23 protein-coding genes and 2 pseudogenes are annotated in these 21,835 nt (G+C 67.7%); 13 read left to right on the top strand and 12 right to left on the bottom strand.

All coding sequences use genetic code 11. The features are described 5' to 3' along the window. Positions 1-166: 166 nt before the first annotated feature. Positions 167-901 (bottom strand): peptidase inhibitor family I36 protein, encoded by a 735-nt coding sequence (locus BLS95_RS38615; RefSeq protein WP_090943536.1) that lies wholly within the window; start codon positions 899-901, stop codon positions 167-169. A gap of 562 nt (positions 902-1,463) precedes the next feature. Between BLS95_RS38615 and BLS95_RS38610 the strand changes: the two genes are divergently transcribed. The 5 genes from BLS95_RS38610 (at position 1,464) to BLS95_RS54715 (ending at position 3,383) form a co-directional block, all read left to right on the top strand. Further along, on the top strand, positions 1,464-1,658 hold the full coding sequence (locus BLS95_RS38610) for a hypothetical protein (RefSeq protein WP_090943533.1): 195 nt from the start codon (positions 1,464-1,466) through the stop codon (positions 1,656-1,658). 56 nt (positions 1,659-1,714) lie between these two features. Continuing rightward, on the top strand, positions 1,715-1,966 hold the full coding sequence (locus BLS95_RS38605) for a hypothetical protein (protein ID WP_090943530.1): 252 nt from the start codon (positions 1,715-1,717) through the stop codon (positions 1,964-1,966). A gap of 144 nt (positions 1,967-2,110) precedes the next feature. Next, positions 2,111-2,494, top strand: coding sequence for an ArsR/SmtB family transcription factor (locus BLS95_RS38600; protein WP_245765543.1), 384 nt, complete (start codon positions 2,111-2,113; stop codon positions 2,492-2,494). 80 nt (positions 2,495-2,574) lie between these two features. Next, positions 2,575-2,877, top strand: coding sequence for a hypothetical protein (locus tag BLS95_RS54720; protein ID WP_143044035.1), 303 nt, complete (start codon positions 2,575-2,577; stop codon positions 2,875-2,877). Positions 2,878-2,903: 26 nt separating this feature from the next. Beyond that, on the top strand, positions 2,904-3,383 hold the full coding sequence (locus BLS95_RS54715; protein ID WP_143044034.1) for a hypothetical protein: 480 nt from the start codon (positions 2,904-2,906) through the stop codon (positions 3,381-3,383). Here BLS95_RS54715 and BLS95_RS38595 read toward each other — a convergent pair. Both BLS95_RS38595 and BLS95_RS38585 read right to left on the bottom strand, forming a co-directional pair. After that, positions 3,371-4,129, bottom strand: a complete 759-nt coding sequence (locus tag BLS95_RS38595) for an erythromycin esterase family protein (RefSeq protein WP_176993607.1) — start codon at positions 4,127-4,129, stop codon at positions 3,371-3,373. The two genes, BLS95_RS54715 and BLS95_RS38595, sit on opposite strands and share 13 nt — an antisense overlap. Before the next feature lie 528 nt (positions 4,130-4,657). Continuing rightward, positions 4,658-6,148, bottom strand: a complete 1,491-nt coding sequence (locus BLS95_RS38585; RefSeq protein WP_090943524.1) for a carboxylesterase/lipase family protein — start codon at positions 6,146-6,148, stop codon at positions 4,658-4,660. A gap of 97 nt (positions 6,149-6,245) precedes the next feature. Here BLS95_RS38585 and BLS95_RS38580 point away from each other — a divergent pair, with 97 nt between their 5' ends. Beyond that, entirely contained in the window at positions 6,246-6,845 is a 600-nt protein-coding gene (locus BLS95_RS38580) for a TetR/AcrR family transcriptional regulator (protein ID WP_090943521.1), read from the top strand. Positions 6,846-6,999: 154 nt separating this feature from the next. Continuing rightward, complete coding sequence (locus BLS95_RS38575) at positions 7,000-7,545, top strand: GNAT family N-acetyltransferase (protein WP_090943518.1); 546 nt, start codon at positions 7,000-7,002, stop codon at positions 7,543-7,545. Between the two features lie 243 nt (positions 7,546-7,788). Here the strand turns inward: BLS95_RS38575 and BLS95_RS56155 are convergent, their stop codons facing one another. From BLS95_RS56155 to BLS95_RS38565, 3 genes are all read right to left on the bottom strand, one after another. Continuing rightward, on the bottom strand, positions 7,789-7,944 hold the full coding sequence (locus BLS95_RS56155; protein WP_176993606.1) for a hypothetical protein: 156 nt from the start codon (positions 7,942-7,944) through the stop codon (positions 7,789-7,791). 230 nt (positions 7,945-8,174) lie between these two features. After that, positions 8,175-10,379, bottom strand: a complete 2,205-nt coding sequence (locus BLS95_RS38570; protein WP_090943515.1) for a hypothetical protein — start codon at positions 10,377-10,379, stop codon at positions 8,175-8,177. Positions 10,380-10,925: 546 nt separating this feature from the next. Next, positions 10,926-12,377 carry a coiled-coil domain-containing protein gene (locus BLS95_RS38565; protein WP_090943512.1) on the bottom strand — a complete coding sequence of 484 codons (1,452 nt, stop codon included), beginning with the start codon at positions 12,375-12,377 and terminating at the stop codon, positions 10,926-10,928. Positions 12,378-12,497: 120 nt separating this feature from the next. Here BLS95_RS38565 and BLS95_RS38560 point away from each other — a divergent pair, with 120 nt between their 5' ends. Both BLS95_RS38560 and BLS95_RS38555 read left to right on the top strand, forming a co-directional pair. Continuing rightward, the gene (locus tag BLS95_RS38560; RefSeq protein WP_245765542.1) at positions 12,498-13,610 is read left to right on the top strand and encodes a tyrosine-type recombinase/integrase; all 1,113 of its coding nucleotides are present in this window, start codon (positions 12,498-12,500) and stop codon (positions 13,608-13,610) included. A gap of 130 nt (positions 13,611-13,740) precedes the next feature. Then, complete coding sequence (locus BLS95_RS38555; protein WP_090943509.1) at positions 13,741-14,205, top strand: zinc ribbon domain-containing protein; 465 nt, start codon at positions 13,741-13,743, stop codon at positions 14,203-14,205. Positions 14,206-14,363: 158 nt separating this feature from the next. Here BLS95_RS38555 and BLS95_RS54710 read toward each other — a convergent pair whose 3' ends face one another. The 5 genes and pseudogenes from BLS95_RS54710 to BLS95_RS38540 all read right to left on the bottom strand — a co-directional run bounded on the left by BLS95_RS54710 (position 14,364) and on the right by BLS95_RS38540 (position 18,209). Continuing rightward, positions 14,364-14,846 carry a hypothetical protein gene (locus BLS95_RS54710; protein ID WP_143044032.1) on the bottom strand — a complete coding sequence of 161 codons (483 nt, stop codon included), beginning with the start codon at positions 14,844-14,846 and terminating at the stop codon, positions 14,364-14,366. Positions 14,847-15,034: 188 nt separating this feature from the next. After that, entirely contained in the window at positions 15,035-15,349 is a 315-nt protein-coding gene (locus BLS95_RS54705; protein WP_143044031.1) for a hypothetical protein, read from the bottom strand. Beyond that, positions 15,339-16,187: an RHS repeat-associated core domain-containing protein gene (locus BLS95_RS38550; RefSeq protein ID WP_425434781.1), complete on the bottom strand. Its 849-nt coding sequence runs from the start codon at positions 16,185-16,187 to the stop codon at positions 15,339-15,341. The genes BLS95_RS54705 and BLS95_RS38550 overlap by 11 nt, the downstream gene beginning before the upstream one ends. 206 nt (positions 16,188-16,393) lie before the next feature. Beyond that, positions 16,394-16,783: pseudogene (locus tag BLS95_RS59960) on the bottom strand (transposase); the annotation flags it as partial. 85 nt (positions 16,784-16,868) lie between these two features. Then, entirely contained in the window at positions 16,869-18,209 is a 1,341-nt protein-coding gene (locus tag BLS95_RS38540; RefSeq protein WP_143044029.1) for an alpha/beta hydrolase family protein, read from the bottom strand. Between the two features lie 409 nt (positions 18,210-18,618). Between BLS95_RS38540 and BLS95_RS56150 the strand changes: the two genes are divergently transcribed. Next, positions 18,619-19,086 (top strand): hypothetical protein, encoded by a 468-nt coding sequence (locus tag BLS95_RS56150; RefSeq protein WP_176993605.1) that lies wholly within the window; start codon positions 18,619-18,621, stop codon positions 19,084-19,086. Here BLS95_RS56150 and BLS95_RS38530 read toward each other — a convergent pair. Further along, the gene (locus BLS95_RS38530; protein WP_090943497.1) at positions 19,083-19,922 is read right to left on the bottom strand and encodes a transposase; all 840 of its coding nucleotides are present in this window, start codon (positions 19,920-19,922) and stop codon (positions 19,083-19,085) included. The two genes, BLS95_RS56150 and BLS95_RS38530, sit on opposite strands and share 4 nt — an antisense overlap. A 24-nt stretch (positions 19,923-19,946) precedes the next feature. Here BLS95_RS38530 and BLS95_RS38525 point away from each other — a divergent pair, with 24 nt between their 5' ends. From BLS95_RS38525 to BLS95_RS38515, 3 genes and pseudogenes are all read left to right on the top strand, one after another. Continuing rightward, positions 19,947-20,249, top strand: a complete 303-nt coding sequence (locus tag BLS95_RS38525) for a hypothetical protein (protein ID WP_218136198.1) — start codon at positions 19,947-19,949, stop codon at positions 20,247-20,249. Continuing rightward, positions 20,246-20,827: a hypothetical protein gene (locus BLS95_RS38520; protein WP_143044028.1), complete on the top strand. Its 582-nt coding sequence runs from the start codon at positions 20,246-20,248 to the stop codon at positions 20,825-20,827. The genes BLS95_RS38525 and BLS95_RS38520 overlap by 4 nt, the downstream gene beginning before the upstream one ends. Positions 20,828-20,867: 40 nt before the next feature. Continuing rightward, a pseudogene (locus tag BLS95_RS38515) lies at positions 20,868-21,814 on the top strand (IS5 family transposase). Positions 21,815-21,835 lie beyond the last annotated feature (21 nt).

The raw sequence follows: 21,835 nt of genomic DNA, 5'->3' as shown, positions 1-21,835 counted from the left end.
GGGCGGTCCGAGCAGGCCGCGCCCTCTGGCCGGGGCCGGGTCAGGACAGATAGGTCGCCTTCTCCTCGGCGGTCAGTTCCCAGGCGGCGAGGCCCATGCCGGATCGGGCCGAACTCCCCCAGACGCGGCCGTCCAGGGGAGTTCGGTGGGGCCACCGGGTGCCGGGTCAGCCCAGTTGCTGGGCGTTCAGGCCGGTGAGGCGTTCGTAGGCGGGGTTTTGGCCGGGGTAGATGACCTGGATGTCGATGGGGAGGGCCGTCCCGGGATCGACGCTGTGTCCGCCGCCCTCAGGGGAGCCGAGCAGGACGGCACCGTCGGTGCCGTCACGGAGGATCTCGCCCCAGAAGGTGTCGATGAAGCTCTTGGACAGTGAAGTTCCCTCCGGCAGGTCACCGAAGCCCACGGCCCATTTCATGACGCGGGTGTCCTCGGCGTGCATCGTGAGCCGGTAGGAGTAGAGGTGCCCCGGGCCTTCCGCCCAGTGGCCCCGCAATTCCTGGTCCACGCGCAGGTTCCCCACGAAGCGGGAGGCCAGCGCGGACTGGGCCTGGTCGTTCCAGGAGCCGTTCGGGCTCCCGGCCATGGGGATGTCCGCCAGCCTCGCGATCGAGGTCCCCCGGTCCACCGGCAGTGAGTGTCCCTGCTGGTTGGCGGCCGAGAAGAGCGCGTTGTCCTCGACCGTGTTGTTGACGACGGCACTCACCCCGTCGCCGCTGTGGTCGAACCCGTACTCGGAGAAGTCGTTGACATACGCGCCCGTCGGAATGGCCAGGATCTTGTCACCACGCCCCGGGCTCTGACCCGCGTTGAAGTTATTGGCCCGGTAGAGACAGAAGTGCCCCTCAGGGCACGCCTCGGCGCCCTGGCCGTAGATCAGCTTCGGTTCCGTGTTGTCGCTCATTGTGCTCCCTTACCGTTGACGGCTGACGCGGCGGTCCCCGGGAGGGTTGAACCGCGCCGGACAGGCGGCGTGAGCGGCCGCCAGCCGTGGTGTTCTGTAGAGATCGTCTATGCGGAGAGATGCTCCTACCAGCGGAAACGCGGTATCGACCGCAGTCAAGATCGGCTTTGGCTGCCGTAGATCGTTCCGCGGGTGCGTGTCACAACCCTGCCCATCGTGATCGCAGAAGCTGCTGTGATCGCGATGGCAGGGTTTAGCGCTCGGCGCTTAGCCGTTGATCCGGCTGATGGTGTACAGCTGCGGGGTGGGCCCCGGTAGACGGAGAACCGTCCTTGTGGAAGTCCCATAGATCCCTCCCGGCTACTTTCTGTAGTCGCATATGCCCAGAGAGTGGCAGTTCAAAGCCAGAACAGGCCGCACCCAGACCGGCGGGGCAAAGAAGGGCGTTTCCCGCATGCCCTCGGCCACCGCCTACGTCATCGGCCATCCGAAGGCGGTCAAGACCGCGCTGCTGGCCGCCGACGCGTCCATGGACGTCTTCAACGCCATGGCCTAGGTCCGCATGGCCGGCTCACGGGCGCTGGCGCGGCTGCACAAGCAGCAGATCCGGTTCACCGCCGATCGCGCTGAGGCCATCGCCGAGCTCTGCGACGGCGCCGAGGCGGCCATCGCCGCCGTCCGGGACCTGGCCACCGGCTCGGCGCTGGGCGACGCCGCGCTGGCGAAGTTCCTGGACGAGAACGGCGGGCTGCTGTGAGCCGGCGGCAGACATCCCGACAGCAGGCCTCGCGGAGGGCCTCACGGCGCGACGCGATGGGCTTCACGCAAGCCGAGAACGACGTCGCCGACGTGATGATCTGGCTGCGCTGCAACCACGGGCGCGAGGTCAGCTACGCCGACATCGCCGCCGGGGTCGAGTTCCCGGACGGTCACCGGCTGCGGCGGGCCGTCGGGGATCATGACTCCGACGGCGATGTCGGCGCTGATCGGGTCATGGCAGCCGGGTCACCTCCGCCCCTCGCCGGGCTGCGTCCAGGAGCCACGGTCACCCACGGTCAGCCATAGTCAGCCAGTCAGCCACAGTCAGTCATCGTCCGCTCGCCCACGGGCCGCGGCTCCAACGCCGCCGGCCGAGCAGGAGCAGTACCGGCCGGGGTACCCGGGCCCCCTGGCGCCGATCGCCTCCGGCGAGCCTGTTACGGTGACGCGATGGCCGCCGAGCACCCGATGATCGAACAGCAGCGGTGCGACCTGTTGTGCCTGGACCTTCCGTATGCCGAGGACGTGCGCGCCGGCCTGCCGGATACGGCGGAGATCGCCGCCGCCGCGGCACGGGCGAGGGCCCTGGCCGACGCCTCCCGGCTGCGTATCGCGCTGGCCCTGCAGGCAGGCGGCGCGATGTGCGTGTGGGACCTGGCCTGGGTCTGCGACCTGGCCCAGAACCTCGTCTCCCATCACCTGCGCGCGCTGCGCACCGCCGGGCTCGCCACCTCGCGGCGCGAGCGCAAGCTCGTCATCTACTCGCTAACCGACACCGGCCGCACCCTGCTGGCTGCCTTGATGGGCACGTCCGTCCCGACCACACCGCGCTGATCGCCGATGACTCAGCCGATGGGGGCCCTCCGCTCAAAACGCCTCGCGTCGTGGCCGTGGGGCCGCGTAGCGTCCCAGAGGTGGACACCAACGAACAGCGGGACCTGCGCCGGCTGATCAGCTGGCTGGAGCGTATCGAGCCGTGGCAGAAACTCACCGGTGAGGACTCGCGGACCTGGCAGGCCGACCCGCGTAGCCCGCTGGCCGGCGCACTCACCAACGAGGGCAACGCGGCGGGTCATGAATGGCGTTGTGCCATTCGCGTGCCATGGTTCTTGGACTGGGCCGTGTCGACGGTAGGCGTGTGGGATCGGCCCAGGCGAGCGGCCTGCCAGGCGGATCTTGTTCTCCTTGCAAGCGGTGGGTCGCTGGTTCGAACCTAGTGCCGCCCACTTCCTGTGAGGGCGTCGTGGGCGTCGTCACGCTCGTGCCCGCATGGTCAAATACTGTGGTGAGCGAGGAGACGTGGAGTCCGGAGTGGTGCATCGTGGGCACCCTGCTGCCGTATCCGTACAGCCAGAACGGCCCGCACGCGGAATTTCGGAGCCAGAAGATCTTCCCAGCCGGGGCAAAGCTGTACGTGGTCGGCGGGTTCGCGGGCATGGGCTACGAAACGGTCACCGTGGTCGGCTACGCACATCGCCGTCGCAGGCCAGTGAGAGCGCATATCCAGGCCAAGTATGTGGGTGGTTGGCGAGCGCAATTGGTCTACCGGCCGGTGATTCTCCGTGCGATCAACGATGCTCAGCTTGAAGAGCACAATGGCCACCGCTGGCTGGTCGACCGCCGTGAAGGCCGCCGTGTCGTGTTCCAGCCAGGCGAACCAGAGTACGGTGCGCACCTGGCAGAGATAGCCGCTGGTTTCCAGCGAACTCTTCACGGAAGTTGATCGAATCCAGGATGAGCAGGTGGCGCGTGGATCGCAGAGCGCGCTCGTACTTCTCGGCGGTGGTGCACCGGATGTACTCCAGGCGCCGGCCCTGCATACGCGCGGGGAGGCCGGCGAGGCCCGCCGTCAGAGCGTCCTTCGTCGCCGACGGCGAGCTGAGCATAGAGGTCCAAGGTGGCGGGGGCGGCGAACGCTGAGGTCGCGGCGAAGGCCATGGCCGTCTCCCTGACGGCCGGATCGATTTGCCATCCGCTATCGGCCTGCGCGAGGTAGGCGAGAACGGCGTCCAGGGCGGGAATCAAGGAGGCGTTCTGGCCGCCCAGGTCTATGCCGTAGAAGCCGACGGGGTGCTCGGCGGTGGCGTCGTGCCGGCGCATCCACTCCAGGTGGACGCCCATCTGCTGCCACAGCCCCGTCAGCGAGGTCAGGCCGCCTGCCATGATCTCGCCGAGCAGGTCCTCGCCACCACGGCCGCCGTACCCACTGATCAGGAACTTCTCCGAGTGGGAGGGGACGCTGCCCCTTTCTCTCGTACTTGGTCTGGCCCCGATCATGAACAGGCTGCTGACCGAGGCCCAGGCCGGGGAGCGCTGGCCGGGTTCGCGCGCACGTTCACCAGCAGTCTCGACACCACGGGCCTGTCCTGGAACCAGACGTTCTCCCTCGGGGTGCCGCTCGGCACCGAGGTGCTCTCCGTACTGCTGACGTTCGTGGCGGCCCGGCACCGCCATCTTCCGCGACCTCACCGCCCCCTCCGCCCCCGTCGAACTATCCGGCGGCCGGGACATCTCGGCCGCGCCCGATGTCGGCACTCCGCTGCCCTGGGGGTGAGAGACCGGCGTCACCGAGGCGACGCCCCGCGCTTCACCCGACGGGGCCGTTAGATCGAGCGCGGCCCCGTGGTGCGAGACGCGGAAGAGGCCATGCCCTCGCCAGCATGGACGGGCCCGTGGTGCTCTTCCCCGCCCACGTCACCCGGTACTGGGCACGGCCGGACATCGCCTACCTGCCGGTCACCGATCTGGAGCCGCTACCGTGTACGCGCTGGTGCGGCGGAGGGAGGCGGAGAGCGAGCCCATCCGGGCCCTGGCCGGCATCATCCGTGACCTGGGCCCTCTCCCGTCGGCCTCTCCCGGCTCTTGATGTCGTCCGTCACCCTCGGGTGGGATCTGATGCCAAGCGGGCCGGGTGTTGCCTGGCTGTACGCCAATTCGCGCTGTCCCCGATGGGCAGGTGAGTGGCGGCGTCGCAGTCGTAGGAGCCGACCCGGACAATTACGAGAGATCGAAGGGGGCGGGGGAGTGGCCTTCCCAGATCTGGCGGGATGCCTGTTCGGGGTAGGGCAGAGTCTTCGACTCGGTGTCCAGGACGCGGGTGAGGTGCCCGTCGGGCCGGTGGGCGGACCAGCCCGCGTCGCCGGTGGTGACGAAGCGGACCCATGCCTCCTGGAGTTCGCGGGAGAGTGCGACGGCCTCGGGAGTGGGCTCCTCGCCGATGAGCTGGGTACCGACGGGGCTGTCCAGCGTGCCGAACGCCAGGGGCACGTCGAGGCTGTGGCAGGCGCCCAGGATGCCGCCGAGGGCCGGGGCAACCCAGCACAGTTCGAACAGGTACGAGGTGCCGCCGGCTGCGGCGTTCGCCTCGGCCAGCTTCTGTGACGGCATGCGGAAGAGGGCGTCGGAGTACACCGTCTCCACCAGCTCCTCCGGGCCTGCCTGCGGGAACGCGGCACGGTAGGCCCGCGCGCCGTCCGGCTGCGGGGCGTGCAGTTCCAGGGCTGCGTGGGCGTCCTCCTCGGTGAAGGTGCCGTACCGTCCGCTCATGACGCTGAAGTACCGGAATTCGTCCCGGGTGTGGCCGACGAGCAGTTCGGTCCCGCTCGCGCGCGCGCCGGTCAGCGCGGGCCAGGGCGTTTCCGGGAGGACCTCGCCGTCGACGACGGGGCACAGCGCGGTGCCGGTCTCCGTGAGGCGTCCCCAGCTCTCCCGGTGCGCGTGGAGGCCGGCGTTGAAGGAGGTGAGCTCGGCGGCCAGGTGCCAGGGGTCGATGTCGCGCAAGGCCTCGGCGGTGGGGGCCGCCGCGCCGAGCCGGTCCGCGAACGCGGCGGTGACCTGCCGTGCCAGCGCAGGGGTGCTGTGCAGCCCCGGCACCGAATGGGCGATGGCCCGCCGGAACAGGCCGCGCGCCGGCTTCATCGTCAGCAGGGCGGCGACCGACCCCGCCCCGGCAGACACCCCGGCCACGGTGACCCGGCCGGGGTCGCCTCCGAAGGCGGCGATGTTGCGCTGCACCCACTCCAGCGCCGCGATCTGGTCGAGGAATCCGCGGTTGGGCGGCACGTCGTCGAGGAACGCGAAACCCTCCGCGCCCACGCGGCAGTTGATGGTCACCACGACGACTCCCGCCTCGGCCAGCGCTGCCGGGTCGAACATCGGGTCGCTCGACGCCGCCGAGAGGTAGCCGCCCACGGGGATCCACACCAGCACCGGCAGTCCCGCCGCGCCGGGATCCGGAGTGCCGACGTTGAGCGTCAGCCAGTCGGTGCCCTGCGGGGGCACGTCGATCGGCAGGGACAGCGGCACCACGGGGCCGAACTCGACCGCCTGCCTCGTCCCCTCCCAGCGGTGCGGCGGCGCGGGCGCGGCAAAGCGGAGCGCTCCGACCGGGGGCTGGGCGTAGGGGATGCCGCGGAACACCGCGTGCCCCTGCCGCCAGCGCCCCTGCACCACGCCTTCCGTGGTCCGTACCTTTGGCTGTTCGGACATGACGATTCCTTCCCTCGAGTGGACCCCAGGATTATGGGTCAGGTGTATTATGTCAACTGTATTGGAACAGTCCCGGGGTACGAGGGAGGGGCCGGCGATGCCGAAACAGGTGGATCACCGCGGACGCCGCGAAGCGATCGCCCGCGCACTGTGGCGGGTGGTGGAGCAGCGCGGCGTCACACAGCTGACGATGCGCGTGGTGGCGCAGGAGGCGGGCATGTCACTCGGGCAACTGCAGCACTACTTCGCCTCCCGGACCGCCATGCTCTCCTTCGCCATGGACTTCGCGTCCGAGCAGACCTCGGTGCGCGTACACCAGGGGCTCGAAAAGCTCGGTGACCGTCCGCACCCCCGTGACGTGCTGCGACTGACGCTCGCGGAAATGCTCCCCCTGCATGCCGACGCCCGCGCGACCAGCCGGATGAGCGCCGCCTACGTCCTGGAGGCGCTGCACGACGAGGCCGTGCACGAGCAGGCGCGCCGCGGCCTCGTCCAAGGGCGGGCCCTCGTCGAGCAGTTGGTCCACCAGGCGATCGCCGACGGGTACATCGACTCCGGCCGCGACCCGGCGACCGAGACCAACCTGCTCCTCGCCCTCACCGGCTTCACCTCTCTGATCGAACTCGACGTGATCGAGCCCCAGGACGCGCTCGCCGCGATCGACGTGCATCTGGACCGGTTGTTCAGGAGTACGTGACCTGCCCCCGGACACGGGGGGCAGGTGGGGACAAGATCGCTCCAGTCCGGCCGCTCCCCGGCCTGGTGCCATCTGACCGGCCACCTCTACCTCGGCACCGCGCCCGGGCAACGACCGTCCCATCTTGTCGGGACCGTTTGCGAGAATCCGGGCCATGACTAGCAGGAATGCCCCCGAGTTGCGTCAGCTCTGCCACCAGGACGAGATCGACACCGACCAGTCGCGCGAGCTGATCGACTGCTGGATTGAGGTCAGCAATGCCGGTGGGGCCGTGGGGTTCCCGTTCCCGCCCGTGACCGTCGAGGAGGTCGCCCTAGCCGCCGAGCAACTCATCGCAGGTCTGCATCCCGACCGCAGCCGCTTGGTCCTGGCCACGCTCAATGGCGTCCTGGCGGGCTGGCTGAACGTCCGTCGCGATCCCCACCCGCTCGTCGCGCACTGGGGCACCCTGCACCACGTCCAGTCGCACCCCGCCTTCCGAGGCCGCGGCATCGGGTCTGCCCTGATGAACCACGCCCGCCAGGTCGCCCGTGAGGATATGGCTCTGGAACACCTTCACCTTGCCGCACGATCCGGCATGGGGCTGGAGCACTTCTATGGGGGTTTGGGCTTCAAAGAAATCGGCCGCCACCCCGGCGCCCTCCGTCTGGCGCCGGGTGACGACCGAGACGAGATTTTCATGGTCTTGACGCCGCTGTGATCTGCGGGGGTGGCTCCGCCTCGCGCGCATCAGCGAGCTGATGGGTTCACGACGATCATCGGCACGGCAGCCGCGGCCAACCTATGTGCCTGACGTGCCTGACAGACCTTCAAGCGGCTGACCAGCTATTTCGCCTGACTACCCAAGATAACGATCGCTACTGGCGGAACCGGCTTCGGTCGAGCGAGTCGCCGTGGCCCCTCAGATCGCTGCCCAGGCTGCTCATCGCGTCGGCATGATCGGTCAACGCTTCGGCGTGCTTCGCCAAGCCGCCGTCTGCGCTGCCGCCAGGTCGTTGCCGTGACGAAGCTCGCGGTAGATCGCCTGCAGCACCAGCAGTTGGGCGTTGGCCAACCGCTCGGACGGTGTCTGAGGGGCCAGGTCGGCCGCCGTGGTCATGCTCAGCGTCGATCCTGCCGATGGGCCTGCAGGGCGAACTGAAAGAGCATGTCGCCCATGGCGCGGACAGAGTAGATATGGCGGCTGGTAACACGTTCGTTAACGGCACCCCTACTTGGTCTACCCCCCAACGACACCTGGTACCAGAACCTCCTGACGTAGTGGGGCGCCGTCGAGTGATCACGCCTGCCCGGACTCCCCTCGCGGAGGGGAGCCCGGGCGGCCTCGGCTCAGGAGTGAGCCTGCCGGTAGAGGGCACTGTGCTCCTGCCGGCGGGCGTCCATGATCTCCTTACCCACGTCGCCTTCCGTGCCCGCGCGCAGCAGCAGCGCCTGGTTGCGCAGTCTCGCGATCGACTGGTTGACCGCCTCCATGATCGTGGTGTCGGTGTTCCAGCTGTCCTCGTCCTCTTCCAGCAGGGTCTCCTCCAGTTCCGTGGCCACCGCCGTGAGCTGCCGGCACAGCGCCGCCCAGACGCGCCCGCGTTCGGCGACCGACAGACCGATCTGCTCCTTCAGCGCCTTGGCGTCGAACGTGTCCTCCTCCGTGGCGGTCAGACTCTCGCCGTGCCCGCCGCGGTCACCCGGATCCACCGTGGCGAAGGGCAGCAGGTTGCGGAAGGTCAGGTAGGCGGTGGCCGCCTCGCTGGGCGTCTCCACGCTCAGCGTGTCGTAGGCCGCCTGGAACAGCGCGTGGAGCTGGCCGCCCGCCAGCTGCGCCAGCGGCAGCAGCCGGTCGAGCGCCATGACCGGTGAGGCCAGATCACGGCCTACGGCCTGGTCCAGCGTGAGCAGCGCCTCATCGTCCGTTCGCGTGCGCAGCAGCAGTTTCTGCACGGCGGTGCTCTGGATGACCCACGCGGTGGTGTGGCAGCCCATGCCGGAGACGCCGGCAGGCGCCCCCGGGCGTCCGTTGATCACCAGCGGTTTGCCCGGCTCGTAGACCACCACAAGCGGGTCGTGGGTGTCGTCGACGACCCACGGCTTGATCTGGTCGGTGGCGGGCAGGGCCATCGCGTCCAGCGCTGCCTCCACGGCCGCCAGGATCTCGCCCGCCTGCCGGGTGCCGAGATTGAGCTTGGGGTAGAGCGCCGCGATCTGCTGCTTGAGCTGGGTCACCGCGGCCTGCCCCGGGCTGGGCTGCAGGAAGCCGGAGAAGGCCACGCCGCAGGGGTACGCCGTGGCGCACAGCCGCTGGTGCTCGTGGAGCAGCGACGACATGATCTGCACCACGCGTCGCGGAGCCGAGGCGGCCAGGTGCTGCTCGCCGGTCGCCTCCACCTTGGCCAGGCCCAGGTAGCGGCCGATCTGGGTGCGGTAGGTCTTGAGCGACCTGGCCAGTTCCTTCTTCTCGTCGCCCCACACGTTGGGCAGGTCTCGGGCGCAGTTGCGCAAGGTCAGCGCGGCCTTGAACAGGTGCTGCTGGTCGGTGACCTTACGCAGCCTCTCAGCGATCTCGTCCGCCGTCGCCTGCATCCGCTGCAGATCCAGGCTGAAGGAGGCGCGGCGGTGCAGGTTCCCGGTCAGGTTGGCGGCCATCTCGCCCAGCACCTGGTTGTCGGAACGGTTCTTGCCGATGCTGTCCGGGTCGATCGCGTAGGCCAGGCCGGTCTCGCGTAACGCGGCGTCGAAGGAGAACAGCCGCCACAGCGCCGCCTTGACCGCCTCCGGCTCCGGCGGCCGCGCGAAGTACTCCGCGCCCTGCCTGAACAGCGCCGGCATGCCGCCCGCCGCCGGGTGCAGCGCCTGCGCCTGCTGGTGCTCGAGCTGCTCCTTCACGATGTACCGCTCGGAGTACATGACGACGCCGCGGGCGTGGGCCTCGGCCGAGCCGATCGACCCGCGCGAGGTCAGGTTGCGTACGGTGGAGTACGGCAGGTAGTTGACGTAGGCCAGGTGATGGGCGATGGCCGAGCTGAGACCGGCCGCGATCTCGCGGCGCATCCCGGCGTCCAATCCGTTCCGCGCGGCCCTGATGAATTCGCGCGTGCGGTGGCAGGAGTCCTCCAGCAGCGGGATGCGCTGCTCATAGTCGCTCAGCCACTTCAGCATCTGCATCTGGGGGCTGGCGCTGTCTTCCATCCACAAGGCGGCGGCGTTGTGGGCATTCTCCAGCCAGTCGACCGCCTCTTCCAGCGTCTTGCCGTACAGCTCCGCCTTGATCACGTCCAGGTGCACGGTCCAGGCGATCGTGTGGTCGCCCATCCTGCTCCCGTAAGGGGAGGGGGTACGGGGGGTGGGGCTGATCTGCACCCGTCCGACCCTGACGGGCTGGGTGGGCGCGTCCTGGACTTGTAAGATCCACGGCAGCAGCCGGACCACGGCTCCCTTCGGCAGGTCGGTGTGCTCCTGGGCGACCAGCTTGAGAGCCTCTCCCTGTTTCGCCCCCTCGACAGTCGGTCCGGTGCTCGCTGCAATCGTCCTGGCGCGCTTCATTCGCGCCCCCTCCCGTGAGTCGCAGACTTCCCTTCTCTCCCACCCGGCGTTCTCGCGCAAGACTCATGGCCGGAGGTGGTCAATACGAGTTGGGAACGATCCATCGCTCTTCTGGTGATGTGGCCGGTGCGGATTGCCACGAAGTTGTCCTGGGGTTATGCCACATGGCGTCAGTGGGAGTGCCACGAGGTGTCAGCAAGATCCTTTGAGTAAGCAGCGTTGAGGGGGCGCCCTCGGGCTATATTCGCAGTTGAGCGCCCTGTTCAGAGCGGAAGCCGCGTCGTAGCTTGCCTCCGTGTCATCCGTCGTCCGCCTGCGCCCTGCAGGTGATGACCTCGCAGCCCTGCGGCGTTTCGACAGCGAGATCCATGCGGAAGGGACCCTGCTCTACTGACACGCGGTGGCAATAATGCCATCTGGACATTGCCGATCGAGCCGATGACCTGGTGTTTTGCCATGAAGTGTCAGTAAGAGGTGCCAGTGCATGTCAGTACGGATGCAGTGGCACCCAACATGGAGCGTGTGCCGCACGGGATTGCCACGCCCTCAGGCGGGTGGTGGGGCGGTGACGGCCTGGAGGGCGGCGCTCAGTGCCCGGGCCTGTGCCGGCGACTGCGGAGCGTCGGCGAGGGGGATGGCGCTGTCGTCGTAGTGCAGCATCACCACCCCGTCCTGCAGGGTGACGGCGTGGAAGGCTCCGCCGGGCAGCCGCACGCCGGGCCGGCCGTCGACGTCGGCGAGCGGCGGTACCACCAGGCCGGTGGCCGCCTGGGCGGCGGCGAGCTGGCGGCGTAGGGTCTGCTGCTCGCGTTCGGCCATCTCCAGCCGGGTGTCGGCGGTGGCTTGGCCCAGGCGGGCCTGGTCCCGTTGGGTCTGGAGCCGGTCGCGTTCTTCGTCGAAGCGGCGCTGCCGTTCAGCCAGGTCGTCGCGTACCGTGCGGGTTTCGGCGCGGGCCTGTTCGGCGCTGCTGGTGGCCTGGTCGAGCTGTTGGCGGGTGGTGGCCAGGTGCGCGCCGGTCTGCTCCAGTTGTTCGTCCAGGCGGCGAAGGTCGGCGTGGGCCTGGTGCAGCTGATGGTCGCGTTCGGCCAGGGCAGTGGCGCGCTGCTCGGCCAGGGCGGTGGCGCGCGAGAGGTCGGCGTCCAGGGCGCGTAGCTGCTCGGCTTGGCGCCTGGTCAGGGCTTGTTCGTCGTGCAGTTGGGCGGTGAGCTGGCCGATCTGCATGCCCAGGCGTTCGGCGTCGGCGCGGGCTTGGCTGTGAATGCGGTCGCGGTGCTCCTCGGCCGCGTGCTGGGCGTGCAGGGCCTCCTGCAGGCCGGTCAGGGCCTCCTGCCGGTCCTGCTCGGCCCTCTGGCGGGCGGCGTGGGCGGCGCGCATCGAGTCCCGGGCCTGCTCGGCGTCGGATTCGGCCCGCTGCACGTCGGTCTCGGCCTGGGCCAGCTGGCTGGCGATGGCTTCCCCTACCTGCTCCAGGCGCTCCTCCAGCCGGCGCAGGTCCTCGCGTTCGGCGGCCAGCTGGGCGTCGCGCTGCTGCAGCCGGGCGCGAATCTGGCCGGCCTCGGAGGCAAAAGCGCTGACCGCGGTATGCGTGGCCGCCGCGGCGGGGGCGCTGTCGGCGGCCCGGCTGGCCTCGTTGGCGCACAGCTTGCAGCAGTACTTGCTGGGGCGGCCGCCCTTGCCGGGTTCGCGTTCGGGCTTGGCCCGGCCGCAGCCGGGGCGGGCGCACTGCCGCAGTACGTCGTCGGTGTCGAGGGCGAGGCAGTCGCGGGTGTGGCCGCGGCCACCGCGGGGCGCCTCCTCGGTACTGAGGAGGCCCGTGTTCGGCCCTGTGTTCGGCCCTGTGTTCGGCTCAGTGCCTGGACCCGTGCCGAGGCTGAGGGGCGCCGCAGTTTCCCCTCGCTCGGCCGGCAACTCGGTCGGCGGTGCGGTGTCCGGGGCGCCGGGGTGGTCCGGAGCCGGGGTGGTGGGGCGCGGCTCGCCCTCGAAGCTGATCTCCGTCACGCACCGAATTTAGCATCAGCACATGCTTGACGAATATCGATTCCGCATATCGCTCATGCGTTTCCTTTATGATCACTGAGAAGTGGAGTTCTCAAAGATCATTACTGGTAGGGTGATCATGTGATCGAGTCCAACACGGCCCCCGGGCCGGAGCCCCGTCCGCTCCCCGCAGCCGCCTTCCCCGTCTCTGCCGCCGGGCTGCCGCCGGGCGCCGGCCCGGCGATCGCGCCCGCGCGCGACCCTTACCTGCTTTATTTGGGACGCCTGGGCAGCGCCGACTCTCGCCGCGCCATGCAGATCTGCCTGGACCACATCACCCGGATGCTCACCGGTGATCGGCTCGACGACACCGCCGTCACCGGCCAGGGCCAGCCCTGGCACCACCTGCGCTACGAGCACACCGCCTGGATCCGCGAGCAGATCGACCAGATGGACTGGTCCCCCGCCTACCGCAACAAGCACGTGGCCGCACTACGCGGCGTGCTTAAGGAGGCCTGGAAACTCGGCCTGCTCAGCACCGACGACCACCAGCGGGCCGTCGCCCTGACCCCCTTCACCGGCCACCGCGAACCGGCCGGCCAGCACGTCCCCGACACCGTCATAGGCGCCCTTATCGCCGCCTGCGACGCCGACCGCTCACCCGCCGGCACCGCCACCAGCGCCGGGCTGCGCGACGCGGCCATCATCGCCGTGCTGGACGCCTGCGGCCTGCGCCGCGCCGAACTGGTCGCCTTGCACTACGCCGACTACGACCGGTCCCGGCGCATGCTCACCGTCATCGGCAAAGGCGACAAACAACGCCGCATCCCGGTCAACACCTTCGCCGCCCGCCGACTGGAGGCCTGGCTCGCCCGCCGCGGCACCCACCGCGGTCCGCTGTTCCCCCGCCTGACCCGCGGCGGCACCGTCCGCACCGACACCGGCGGCCGCCCGTGGCAGATGAACCCCCAGGCGGTACGCGACATCCTGGCCAAGCGCGCCGAAGAGGCCGCCACCACCCCGGTGCGGCCGCACGACCTGCGCCGCACCTTCATCTCCAACCTCCTGCCACAAGCCGACGCGATCATGACCGCCCGCCTGGCCGGCCACGCCAGCCCCAGCACCACCCTGGGCTACGACGTGCGCCCGGACGAAGAGGCCCGCGACGCCGTTGAACGACTTCGCATCCCCACCGTCGCACCCCTGCTGCCCGACACGACCGCAGACCAGAGGCCATCTCCCACACTGCGATGAGGACGCGGCACCAGGTCCGCCACCGGCCCCGGGTCATGGGGTCGTAGAGGCGGACGTCGCCGTCTTTGTAGCGCTGCAGATCCCGGCCGCCGGTGCAGTCGGCGATCTGACCGCCGAGCAGGCCGCCGAGATGATCGCCGCACTTCCCGGCCGTGAGGAGACGGCGGTCGAGTACGGCTGGCGTGCCGACCTGGTCCTCGCAGGACTGGTGAGGTGCGGCGGCTGCGGCGGTGACCTGACCCCCGACATGACCGCCGGTGTCATCACCTTCGCGTGTCCGGCCGACGACTGCGGCCTGGTGCGCATCGCGGCGCGCGTGCTGGTGCCGGCTGTGGTGGAGCAGGCGGTGGAGGAGGTGCTGGAGCAGCTGCGGACCACCGCGGCGCCCGATCTGCTGCTGGCGCTCGCGCATCGCCGCAGCGCCGAGCTCGTGCCGCCGGACACGACGAGCGGGGAGAGCTGGTGGGAGCGCGCAGACCCTGACGCGCAGAAGGAGCTGCTTGCTCTGCTCATTGCTCACATCGTGGTCAAGCCGGTCGATGGGGCGGGGTTCGATGTCGCGGCCCGGCTGTCGGTGGCATGGCGGTCGGCCTGACACAGGGCGGACCGAGGTTCGCGACGCTTCCTCACACGCGATGGCTGCGAGCAGGGCCAGGGCGTGCATGCCGTCAACGTAGCCGTCCAACGGCGATCGGCACCCCAAGCGAGATGCTCGCATCCGGAAGTGCGGCTGGCGTATTAGCTCGGAGAGCTTTATTCTGCGGGCCCGATGTCTGCCACTATTAGAGACTCGGGCTTAGCGTGTGCAAGTGTCTCCCTGATCGCCTTGGCGACCCGTGAGTCTTCCATGAGCGTGTCTGCTCCATAGCTCGCGAAGGACTCAAGCGTAACTTCGACCCCTGGCCATTTATCCGACTCCATCTGAATCCAATCAGAATTCTGACCGACGGTTTTCCAATTGGATTTTTTGAGGAGGTTGCTTGTTTTTATGAGCGCCCCTGCAGCGCTTGAACTCGCTGCATCGATGATGATGACATCCGTGATTTGCGTTTCGCCGTCCCAATAGCCGTCCGTCGATGTGGCCGCAATAAACTTGCCCACCGCTCGTACCTCCTCGACGGCGCCTGGATCGACTTTTACTGTTGCGGGGAGGAGTTCAGAACGGCAAGCGGTGATCATGAAGATGCCGCAAGCGATAGCAGCAATCGACCACAAAGACCGGCGCGACCAGCTCATATCGCCGGCCCGAGAATAGACATTACTGGTGTGGCCCTTTCCCTACGCATGCCACCAGCAGTTAACGCTGACGCATCGCCAATGCTCCTTGGCTTGCGTCTGCCGGATACCGTACATGGCGTTGATGCGGTCCACCAGTCCAGCTGGAGCTTTACCGCCTTCGAGCCATACTTGGAATCGGTTGAACTTCATGGTTCCTTTATCGAGTTTCGGCCAGGTGGCCCCCGAGCATCCACAGTATCCGATCGCCTCCTGCCATCGCTAATATGGACAGATTTATATTGCCCAGCTCCTACATACTGCTGGTAGGCAATCGTCGCTTTAAGGTATTTCATGTATTCAGCGGCCAGTTCGATAGCCGCTCGTGGCTTGTTTACCAGTAGATCGTAAATTTCATCATCGCTCATCTCCACGCCCTTTTGCTTGAGCAGGAATCTCGCCTTATAGATTTCGAGCTGTGCAATCCCGACGGATGCCTTAGCCCCTTCCGCTTTATAGGCCAAACCACCAGGCCGGCTTGCCGATCCGACCCTCCGCGAAGGAGTTCTCGTAGAGAAGGACGGCCATCAACGCATTCTTGTCCACGCCATTACTCTTGGCGGACGCCGCGATATCTTTCGCAAATTGCAAGAATTCCATATAGATGTCGAGGTTGGGAAAATCGCCGCAGGAGGCTTGACGGTTACTGGCCATAGCCTGCACACAACTCGGCACCCTCGGATCGTCCCCCACCTCGGCCGCAGCCACCATGGGAACCATGCTGTCCATGCCCCCGACCGCTACCCAAAGGGCATCACGATCGCGTTGCTCCATAGCAGGGAACCATCCCAGCATGTACGCCTCCTGCACGTCTGCATCGGCGAACCAGAAGTTCGGCTGATCGACAAGGCGCCCGTTGGGCATGACCTTCCAACCGAGTCTTTCGCGCTCCTCCTTCGAAAAACCCGGACCGTAGAGATAGTCATAGCCGGGCGAGTTTACAAGGTCGCTCCGGTATCGCTCGTGGACGAAGGTCTCGTGGCAGACGCCGTCGCTCGCGATGCATCCGGCGTAGCCTGGTCCGGCCTCCTGGAGCGAGCCGCCTGGCACGGTCGAGTGTCCGGTGGGATTGATGCCGGTCAGCGGGGAGGCGTTGGCGTAGGTGTAGCGGTTGGCCTGCACCGAGGGGCTGGGGTCGAGGGTGGCGGTGTCACGGCTGGTGAAGGTGCCGGTGCCGGGCTGGTACCAGCGGGCGAGCATGTTGACGTTGCCGGTGTACGCGCCCTGATAGCCGAGCAAGGATGGGGCGCCGCTCCGCGCTGTGACGGTGCCGAACGGGTCGTAGGCGGTGGAGGTTTGCATGGAAGTGGTGTAGGTGGCCACCAGGTCGCCATGCAGGTCGCTCAGTGCCGACACCGCCGGGGCGGTGCCTTCCTTCAGGCCCAGCAGGTTACCGGTGGCGTCACGCGCGTAGGTGGCCTGCACCGCGCCGCCGCTGTCAGCGATGGCGGCCAGGTCGTTGCCGAGCCCGGAGTAGGCGAAGGTCTGCTTGGCGGTGCCGCGGATGCGGCCCACGAGGCTCTGGTCGGCGTCAGGCACAACTCCACCTTGAGCGCGGCGGCCAGGCGCGGATCGTCGGGGTCTTGTTGGCCGACAGTTGTCCAGGATGACGTAGATCGGGGGCCGTCGGGGCGAGCCCGGCGGATCGACTTGAGCGCGGCCGGCGTGCCGGCGCCGCTCTTGCGCTCGCGGACCACGCCCCACAACTGGTCATCGCCCAGGTTGTAGCAGCCGTGAAAGTAGCGCATGCCCTGGTCACGCCGGTAGGTGGCCGGCCACCGCTCGGGATGACCTTCACGCGCCCAGTCCGAACCAGGCTGTGGGCGGATCGACAGTTGCCCGAACTGGTCGAAGGCGAAGCACCGGTTCGGGAAGCGGGTGGTGACCTCTTCGATTCGCCCTCAACGGTTGCGGGGCTCGGTCGCTAGCCCTGCTCTTTCGCGAGGGTTGTGATAGTGGCTGGTGTCGGCTTGATCGTGATGTTCATGGATGTGTTGCGGGTGTGGCGGGCTTCTTGGCGAAGCGCTCGTTGAGCCAGTTCGCCATGAGGTTGTACATGTTCTTCTGCGCGTTGGCGTAGGATTGACCAGTCACCGCGGAGCAGGCCGTGCAGCCGGTACCGCCGTGGGTGGCACCCTCGATGACGTAGAAGTCTTTGTCCTGGCTGGCAGCCATGTCGTAGAATTGCTCGGCGTCACGGACGAAGTAGTGCCCGCCCATGGCCGTGACCAGCAGCGGCACGTGCACCGACTGCAGCGCACACATCACCGAGTTGTTGCTCGTGCACCACTCGATCCCGTCCAGCGAGTTCGTGGAACGGATGGCACGCACGGACAAGAACGACTTGGCCGTGAGCATCATAGTGCTGCTGAATCCCGACTCATCCCCCGGCTCCAGGCTCTGCACACGCACGCTCTCGACCGGGTAGCGGTCCTCGATCGTGCCGTCGTCCTTGAGCAGCTTGGCTGGTTTCACGGTGGAGTGGTCGATCCCTAGGTCGATCTGCGGCAGACGGGCGTTGTCCATCATCGGCATCACGAACGGGGCGTCGTCGTCACCCTTGGCTTCCGCCTTGGCCAGCAGCTTCTCCGCCTCGTCGATGAGCTTGTTCATCCGGCCGGACTGCGCCTTGGAGTACGCGTCGATGAACGCCTGGGAGTAGTGCGTGTTCCCGTCCTCCGCGTACCCGTTAGCCGGGTTGAACGGGTCCAGCTTCCGGTCAACCATCGGGTCGGTGTCGTAGCGGTTGAGCAGCTTCTTGTCGTTCCTCACACCACCACTGATGGAACGCACCGAGTTGATGGTGTTACCCGGGTGGGAGTCTTGGGTGATGATCCCGTCCACGGGCGGGAAGTTGTCGAACCCAGAACCCTCACACTTGACCAACCGCTGCGGGTCCTTGCAGTACGCGGACCCGTTCTCCGCCACCGCCTGGTAGAACGTCGTGGTCGGCCCACCACCAGAAGCGCCGTACAGCACCACATGCTCCACCCCCGGCATGGCGCGCGCGTACCGCACCGCCTGAGCCAGGTCGAGCGCGTTGTTCTCCCACGGAGCGGCCTTGGCCTCGTTGTTGTCCGAACGCGGGTTCACGCCAATCACGAAGAAACCGCGGTCGGACAAGTTCTTGGTGGTCGCGTTGCTCAACCAGTTGCCGTCCCGGTGGATCCCGATGACGACCGTGTTGGCGTCCGGGAACAGACCAGGGTCGGGCCGGTGTAACGCGGCCTTAGCCGCTCCGGAGAGCTGGATGTATTCCGGCGCGGGCTTACCCTCAGCGGCAGCCGTCGCCATCCGGGGCCCGGCCACCAGGCCCAGACCCACCACGACGGAGGCCGCAAACAGGGTTACGAGCCCACGAGACAATCTTGATCGAGTCATGGCACCTCATTGAGCTTGGGAAATAGTCGAGTGGGAGGCCGCCTGTCGATGGCGGCCGGGCCGACGGTGCCCCACGGATGTCGCGACACCGTAGTCGGCCCACACATGCACAAAGAAGTACCGAGCAACGATGCTCACTACTTCACCCCCCGTGTGTGATGGAGAGGCAAGTCGCGTGTGAATGGTAAGTCCACTGGACCAATAGGTCAATGCCCCAAAGACCTGGTGTCGCCAGCCGGTGACCTCGTCAACCAGCGACAACTGGACGCCGGGGTGGGGTCGTTCCCCGCCGTACGATCATGCGGGTGCCAGCCGGGTAGCCGGTGAGGAAGAGGGCTTGGTCGGCCCAGCGTTGGCCGATCTGATCCGGCGGGAGCTGGAACCGGTCGTCGCGGCAACTGCCTCTGTCGCGGCTGTCGAGTGGCGCGTCAGCGAGATCATCAACACCTACCGAGGCGTGAAGCTGGCGGCAGACCCCCTGGCTCGCGCGATCGACGTCCAACTGCGCATCGACCAGTTCCGCATCGTCCAGGGCGGGCTGGGAATTCCCGACGTTCTCATCGGCATCGCCGTTTTCCATCGGGGAAATCAGACAGGACCTCAGGACCCGAATGGGTGCACGGTGTCGCCTGGCAGCGCCGGCGTCGAGATAACGAACCATCGCTTGATCAGCCGGACCAAAACCCAGTGGCAGGCGAACCAGTATGCCGACGTGTGGCTCCAGTCGGACAAGCAGACAAGCGTCAAACCTCACTACACCGCCTTGTGCTCCACGGGTGTGTCCAGTCATGGGCTCTGCCAAGATTTCTTTGGTGACTAACCGTGGTGCTTCTGGGCGAGGAGGATCCGTTTTCGGAGTAGCGATAACCCGGCCTTGCCGTACGTCTGCCGCTTGAGGAGTTTGATCTTGTTGACGACGCCTTCGGTTGGTCCGTTGCTGTAGGGCAGGGCGAGCGCGGCGGCCACGGCGTCGTGGTCGATGAGCAGGCCTTCGGCGAAGGAGCGCAGCGCGGGAGCCTGCTGGTCGGTGTGGACCTTGTCGATCCAGGCGTCCAGGCGTGCGGTGTGCTCGTCGAGGTTGCCGTCGTGGTCGGTGGTGAGCAGGGCGGCGAAAGAGCGTACGTGGCCGGCGACGGCCTGCAGTTCGGGGCAGCGTTTGAGGGTGTGTTCCAGTCGGGTCTGCTGGGCGGGGGTGAGTTTCGCTGGGTTGGTGGTGATCCAGCGGGTGAGACGGCGGGGCGAAGGCGGCGGGTGTTCGCCGTCGGCGCGGCCCTGTCCCAGGTAGCGGTAGAGCAGGGTGGAACCGCCCTGATATCCCATCGCCTTGATCTCGCCGAGCAGGGTCCAGGTGGCCACGTTGGGCTCGATGGCGCGTCGTTTGCGCAGGTAGTCGCGGAACGGGTCGACCAGGGTGGTGGAGTATCTCGGCCCGTGGATCAGTTGTTCGGCGTGTTCGGCGGCGGCGTACTTCTTGACGGTGTTGCGGGACAGGTGCAGCTTGCGCATGATCTGTCCGTGCGAGGCGCCCTGGGCGAGCAGGGTGTGCACCGCCGCGTGCCGGGATCGGGTGCGCTGCGCGGAGGGGCCCTCGCTGCGGGCGGTGCCGTGATCGGGGTCGCTGTAGCAGGCACGATGTGCGATGGAGGTCTTCTCCACCGCCTGGATCAGGTTCTTCCAGACGTGCCCATCATCGACTCACCGCGTCGGATGGTCATAATGGTGCCCACGCCGGAGTTCCGCCAACACCAGCTCCACGACCTACCCCGAGCCGCCTCGCTCGGGCACCGCGTCAGCGATCCGGCTCGAGCACAGGCCAACCGCCTCACCCGCGATCGCCTCGTCGCAGAGGACGCCGTCCGCACCGCCCACCAGCTCGGCATCCGCGTGATCGAAGTCGACGGTTCGCGCGACGTCGCTGCGATCGCGGAGATAGTCGCCGACCATTTCAGCCCCTACCTCCCAGAGCAAGGTCGCAAGGCTTGATCACCGGAGGCATTCAGAGGGATCCAATACCCGACGTCACCATTATGGTTCAGCGAGGACGAGGCGCTGCGGGCGGCGGCGAACTGGAAGACCTATATCTCGGGATGGAGGACCGCGCCCGGCTGGAGCGCATGCTCGGCTATCCACGGCTGGCGCTGACCGCCCGGCTCCACGACGGGCCCTGGTGGGAACTTGACACCTGGCACCCCTGCTGCGACCCGCGCATCCCGCTGCGCGAACGTGAACCGGCCCGGTCGGTCGGCTGCTCACCTGGCGATGCCCGGCTGCCCTGGGTGAGCAACGCGTTGAAGTGGCACATGGCGATGCTGCTGGAGTCCGGTACGCTCACGTGGACCACGCTGACCAACCAGCGCAGTTCCTCCCTCCTGCGCTTCGCCCGCTGGCTGGAGACCCTGCCCGACCCCGCCGCGGTGATCCAGGATGCCTCCCGAATCGGTGTCTTCGCCGCCGGGTTCCGTCGCTGGACCCTCGAACCGGCCAACCGCTCCTCGGTTAACCGCCCACCTGAGACCGTGAACACACGAAAGATCAATATCGACCTAAGAGCTGTTTCTTAGATCTGCTGACTGATCGTGGTTGAATCGTCACGATGGGCGTATGGGGCGAGGAGACTTAACCAACGCAGAGTGGGAGCGGCTCGAACCGTTGCTACCCGAGGGCGGTCAGCGGGGCGGGCGATGGAATGACCACCGCAGAACGATCGACGGCGTGTTGTACCGGGCCCGCACCGGACTGCCGTGGCGGGACCTGCCCGAACGGTTCGGTCCGTGGATCACGGTCTACAAGCGGCATCGCCGCTGGTCGGCCGATGGCACCTGGCAGATGCTGCTGACCGCGATCCAGGTCGAGCAGGACGCCGAGGGGCGGGTGGACTGGAATATCTCCGTGGACTCCACCACGGTGAGGGCGCATCAGCATGCCGCCGGCGCGCCTCGCACACCGCCCCCTGCACCTCCTGCATCCGGGGGCGGCAAAAGGGGGGATGCCGCCGGGACAAAGCGGGGCGATCCGGTGCTGGCCAGGCTGGCCGCCCGGCTGGCGGAGGTGGTCAGACTGGGGAGTGCTTAGGCCGTTCCCGTGGCGGGTTCACCACCAAGATCCATCTGTCCGCGGATGGCCGCTGCCGGGTGTTGTCGCTGGTGCTGACGCCGGGCCAGTATGGCGACAGCCCGCAGTTCCGGCGAGTGCTGGGCGCCATCCGGGTGCCTCGGCTGGGGCCGGGACGTCCGCGTACCCGGCCCGACAGCCTGGCCGCGGACAAGGCCTACTCCTCCCGCGCCAACCGCGTCCACCTGCGCCGCCGCAAGATCCGCCACACCATCCCCGAACCACGCGATCAACGCGCCCACCGCCGCCGACGCGGCTCGGCAGGGGGTCGGCCCACCGGCTTTGACGCCGAACGCTACAAGGCGCGCAACGTCGTCGAACGGGCGATCAATCGGCTGAAGAACTTCCGGGCCGTGGCCACGCGTTACGACAAGCGCGCCTACATCTTCCTTGGCACCGTCACCCTGGCCGCGTTGGTCATCTGGCTCCGAACCTGATCCAAGAAACAGCTCTTAGGT

The organism is Nonomuraea jiangxiensis, assembly GCF_900099965.1.
Lineage (GTDB): Bacteria > Actinomycetota > Actinomycetes > Streptosporangiales > Streptosporangiaceae > Nonomuraea > Nonomuraea jiangxiensis.
Note: the sequence above shows the minus strand (reverse complement) of the source record. Positions and strands in the feature narration are given on the sequence as shown.